We start from the raw sequence: 4,391 nt of genomic DNA on the forward strand, positions 1-4,391 counted from the left end.
TGCGGATGAAGGGAGTGCATCACGTCCTCCTGCGGTGAGAAGCTCGGCGTCGCAGGCCGTCAAAGCGCCAAGTATACTCCTCAATGGCGTAACGCACCTGATCCCAACAACGTTCCGCTACCAAACAGCTAGTTTCAGAGCAGAATTTTCGCAAGACCTCCCCAACGCATCGGAGCGCACCAGCGACCCTCGTCGAGCGGGCTCTGAGAGGCCTATCGGCTGCCCCCGGTCCGACTGCACCGGGGCTCAGACGCCTCCTGTCTCCAGGCGCTTTATGTCCCGGATCTGCCCGGACAGCTCTGGCGCCCCAGCCTCGTCCGCGATCCGTGCAGCCTCCTCAAGCGCTTCGTTCCACACGGCCCTGGCCTCGGCGTTGCGGCTGAGGAGGCCAGCCACGTCGACCGGGCCGGTGCGCACCGGAATCCAGGCTGGAGGATCGCTCGCCGGAAACGATTCGAGGCTTGCTTCCTCAACAGCATCAAGGGTCTCAGGTCCAGGGTCATTGATACGCATGATCGTCTTCTCCCATCGAGTAGGCACCGCCGAAGGTCAGGGCCGCTGGCGTTTTGGCATGGACCGCCGTGCAGTCATGGCCTCGCCGCGAAACGGCGCTCCAGTTATGGCTGTCCTCCGCCGACCAGGTGCCGTCTCTGGCACGCGCTACCACAATGGATTTGGTCAAGCTCGGTCATCGATCAAGAAACAAGAGGGATCCATGCGCATTGTTAGAGGCCATCCGCAGACCGGGGTGTCTGCGGTACAGCTTGAAAAACTTCGGGCTTCGGGACAGCTAGCTGTTTGGTGGAGGCGGATGACGATGCGTGATCCGGCAAACTGGATGCTTTCGGAGGCAATCGACGCGCTGGCGCGAGCCGAGCGGATGCACCGGCAACTGTTTCAGCTCCAACGCTCGCAAACCCCGGCGCCGGCGTGGGAGCCTCCTCTCGACATGATCGAGACCGACCGTGAGGTCCTCATCCTGATTGCCCTGCCAGGCGTTGAGCCCGACCAGGTCGAGGCGGTTGTCCAGGACGGGACCTTGGTGGTGGCTGGGCGGCGCGTGCTGCCTCCCGAGCTACGCACGGCCCGCATCCATCGCCTGGAACTGCCGCAGGGCCAGTTCGAGCGACAGATCCCGTTGCCGCCGGGGCGCTACAGCGCCGTGCGCCGGTTCGCGCGGAATGGGTGTCTCGTCTTCAGCCTTGAGAAGGACGTGTAGGGGTTGCGCCATGATCCTGTTCGGACTTGCCAACGGTCCTCACCAGCCGAACAACCATTCACCAGAGCCCCAGGAGAAGTTCTCGCCGGTTCCGTTGCCGCCGGATGCGACCATCATCGTGCCGGTGCGCAATACCGTGCTGTTTCCGGGCATGATCGCGCCGATCGTCATCGGGCGGCCAACCTCAATCGCCGCTGCCCAGCAGGCTGTGCGGGAGGAGAAGCCCATCGGCATCCTGATGCAGCGCGATGCCCAGGTCGCAGAACCCGGCCCTGCCGACATGCACCCGGTCGGAACGCTCGCCAACATCGTCCGCTACATGACGGCTCCGGACGGAACGCACCATATCATCTGCCAGGGCGTCCAGCGGATCCGGATCCTGGATTTCGTGAACGACAAGCCCTTCCTGGCAGCGCGTGTGCTCCACCTGCCGGAGCCAGAAGCACAAAGTCCGGAGATCGAGGCTCGTTTCCTGCACCTGCAGAGCCAGGCGATCGAGGCCCTGCAGCTCCTCCCGCAAGCGCCGCAGGAGCTGGTCGCGGCCGTGCAGGGAGCGACTTCGGCCGCTCAGCTCGCCGACCTTGCGGCGACCTACATGGACATCAAGCCCGAGGAAAAACAGGAGATCCTCGAGACGCTCGACCTCTTGCCCCGGATGGACAAGGTTTCCCGCCTGCTGGCCCAGCGGATCGAGGTTCTCCGCCTGACGCACGAGATCGGCCGCCAAACCAAAGCCGCCCTGGACGAACGCCAACGCGAGGCTGTGCTGCGCGAGCAAATGGCGGCGATCCAGCGCCAGCTGGGCGAAGGCGACGGGCGCGCCCAGGAGGTTCAGGAGCTTACTGAGAAGATCGCCCAGGCCACCATGCCACCGGAGGTCGAGGAGCAGGCCCGCCGGGAGCTGCGCCGTTACGAGCGCATGCCCGAAGGCGCCATGGAAGCCGGGATGATCCGGACCTACCTCGACTGGCTGATCGAACTTCCCTGGGCTCTGCCGGAGGAGAAGTCCGTCGACATCGCGGAGGCGCGCCGTATCCTCGACGAGGATCACTTTGGGCTCGAGAAGATCAAGCAGCGCATTATCGAGTATCTCGCCGTACGCAAGCTCGCGCCCAACGGCAAGGCCCCGATCCTGTGCTTTGCCGGCCCGCCCGGTGTCGGCAAGACCTCCCTCGGGCAGTCGATTGCCCGCGCCATGGGACGGCCCTTCGTGCGGGTCAGCCTCGGCGGCGTGCACGATGAGGCGGAGATCCGCGGCCACCGCCGCACCTATGTGGGCGCCCTGCCGGGCACCATCATCCAGGCGATCAAAAAGGCCGGGGCCCGCGATTGCGTGATGATGCTCGACGAGATTGATAAGATGGGGCGCGGCATCCAGGGCGACCCCTCGGCTGCCATGCTGGAGGTGCTCGATCCGGAGCAGAATGCCACCTTCCGTGACAACTATCTGGGAGTGCCGTTCGACCTATCCCGCGTGGTGTTCATCGCCACCGCCAACATGCTCGATACCATCCCGGGTCCATTGCGCGATCGGATGGAGATCATCACGCTCGCCGGCTACACCGAGGACGAGAAGCTGCAGATCGCCCGGCGCTATCTGGTGCGACGCCAGCTGGAGGCGAACGGGCTCAAGCCCGAGCAGGCCGAGATCAGCGACGAGGCCCTGCGCCGGATCATCCGGGACTACACCCGCGAGGCTGGCGTCCGGAACCTGGAGCGCGAGATTGGCCGGGCGCTGCGGCATGCTGCAGTCCGGATTGCCGAGGGCAGCACGGGGCATGTGGCCATCGACGTCGATCAACTGGCCGCCATCCTTGGTCCTTCGCGCTTTGAAGACGAAGTTGCCATGCGCACCAGTGTGCCGGGCGTGGCCACTGGCCTGGCCTGGACGCCGGTGGGCGGCGACATCCTGTTCATCGAGGCCAGCCGGGCGCCGGGCAAGGGCGGGCTGATCCTCACCGGCCAACTCGGCGATGTCATGCGCGAGAGCGCGCAGGCGGCACTGACCCTGGTGAAAAGCCGGGCCGCCTCATTCGGGATTGAACCGGAAGCTTTCGAGAAGAGCGACATCCATATCCACGTTCCGGCCGGCGCCACGCCGAAGGACGGGCCCAGCGCCGGTGTGGCCATGTTCACGGCACTGGTGTCGCTTCTGACGGATCGGACCGTCCGTAGCGACACGGCGATGACGGGCGAGATTAGCCTGCGCGGGCGGGCCTCACCCGGGTGATGCTCCCGGCCCGCAACCGCCGCGACTTCGAGGACATTCCGGAAGACGCACGGGCCCGGCTTGAGTTCATCTGGCTGGAGCGGGTCGACGATGCGTTGGCGGCCGCCCTGGAAGGCGAGCCGGCGCGGGCGCTCGAGAGCGGTACGCAGACCGCATGACAGACGGCCTGCGCCTCCATAGGAGGCTTCCTGCGCGCACCGGGAGGCCCAGAAACACCTGTTGCGCAGCCGATGCGCACCACCGCCAGGTACCCTGCATTTTAACGAGGCCGCGTCTACATTTTCCGGTGCGTGAACATGAGCTGGAGTTTGCACGATGTCCGACACGTTCCACATCGTGTGTCCCGCCTGTGATAGCGTCAACCGCCTTCCACGGTCGAGCTCGGCGGCGATCGGTTCAAGCGCCATGTCGCCCGCAACGACATTCCCGTCGTCGTCGCTTCCTGGGCGCCGTGGTGTGGCCCGTGCCGCGCCATGGCTCCTGTCGTCGAGCAAGCTGCCCAGGAGTTCGAGCCAGCAGCCCGCTTCGTCAAGGTCAATGTCGATGCGGCCTCCCACCTCGCATCAGAGTTCGGCATCCAGGGAACTCCTGCTCTGTTCATGTTCAGGAACGGGCAAATCGTTTCAAGGCAGGCTGGCATGATGGATCCGATCTCACTGAAACGCTGGATTGCAGAGGCGAGCAGACGGTGAACGACCTCTGCTAGAAGCCAAGCCGTCGAACGAGGAGCGTGAGAGTTTCGGCTGCCGCTGAATAAAGAGCCTCGCTACACCCATTTGCTGGGCGAGGGTCGTTGCGGGCTTGAGGCCCTCTAGTACTACTGTGTCATAAACTTTGTGTGGCAGCAGGGACATCGTGGGAGCCTTCGCACGAGAGTGCAGATGAGTTCAGCCCGGATGGTGGCGATCGACTGGGCGACGTGGCGTTCGGGGCGGATGGGTG

3 protein-coding genes and 1 pseudogene are annotated in these 4,391 nt (G+C 64.9%); 3 read left to right on the forward strand and 1 reads right to left on the reverse strand.

The features are described 5' to 3' along the window. Positions 1-246: 246 nt before the first annotated feature. Positions 247-513: a hypothetical protein gene (locus tag FS320_RS38880; protein ID WP_152717704.1), complete on the reverse strand. Its 267-nt coding sequence runs from the start codon at positions 511-513 to the stop codon at positions 247-249. Between the two features lie 298 nt (positions 514-811). Here FS320_RS38880 and FS320_RS38885 point away from each other — a divergent pair, with 298 nt between their 5' ends. The 3 genes and pseudogenes from FS320_RS38885 to FS320_RS38895 all read left to right on the forward strand — a co-directional run bounded on the left by FS320_RS38885 (position 812) and on the right by FS320_RS38895 (position 4,141). Next, positions 812-1,219 (forward strand): Hsp20/alpha crystallin family protein, encoded by a 408-nt coding sequence (locus tag FS320_RS38885; RefSeq protein WP_152717706.1) that lies wholly within the window; start codon positions 812-814, stop codon positions 1,217-1,219. Between the two features lie 151 nt (positions 1,220-1,370). After that, a pseudogene (gene lon / locus FS320_RS38890) lies at positions 1,371-3,607 on the forward strand (endopeptidase La). A 264-nt stretch (positions 3,608-3,871) separates the two neighbouring features. Further along, positions 3,872-4,141: a thioredoxin family protein gene (locus FS320_RS38895; RefSeq protein ID WP_342211972.1), complete on the forward strand. Its 270-nt coding sequence runs from the start codon at positions 3,872-3,874 to the stop codon at positions 4,139-4,141. Positions 4,142-4,391 lie beyond the last annotated feature (250 nt).

The sequence above is a fragment of the Microvirga tunisiensis genome (assembly GCF_009296175.1).
GTDB lineage: Bacteria > Pseudomonadota > Alphaproteobacteria > Rhizobiales > Beijerinckiaceae > Microvirga > Microvirga tunisiensis.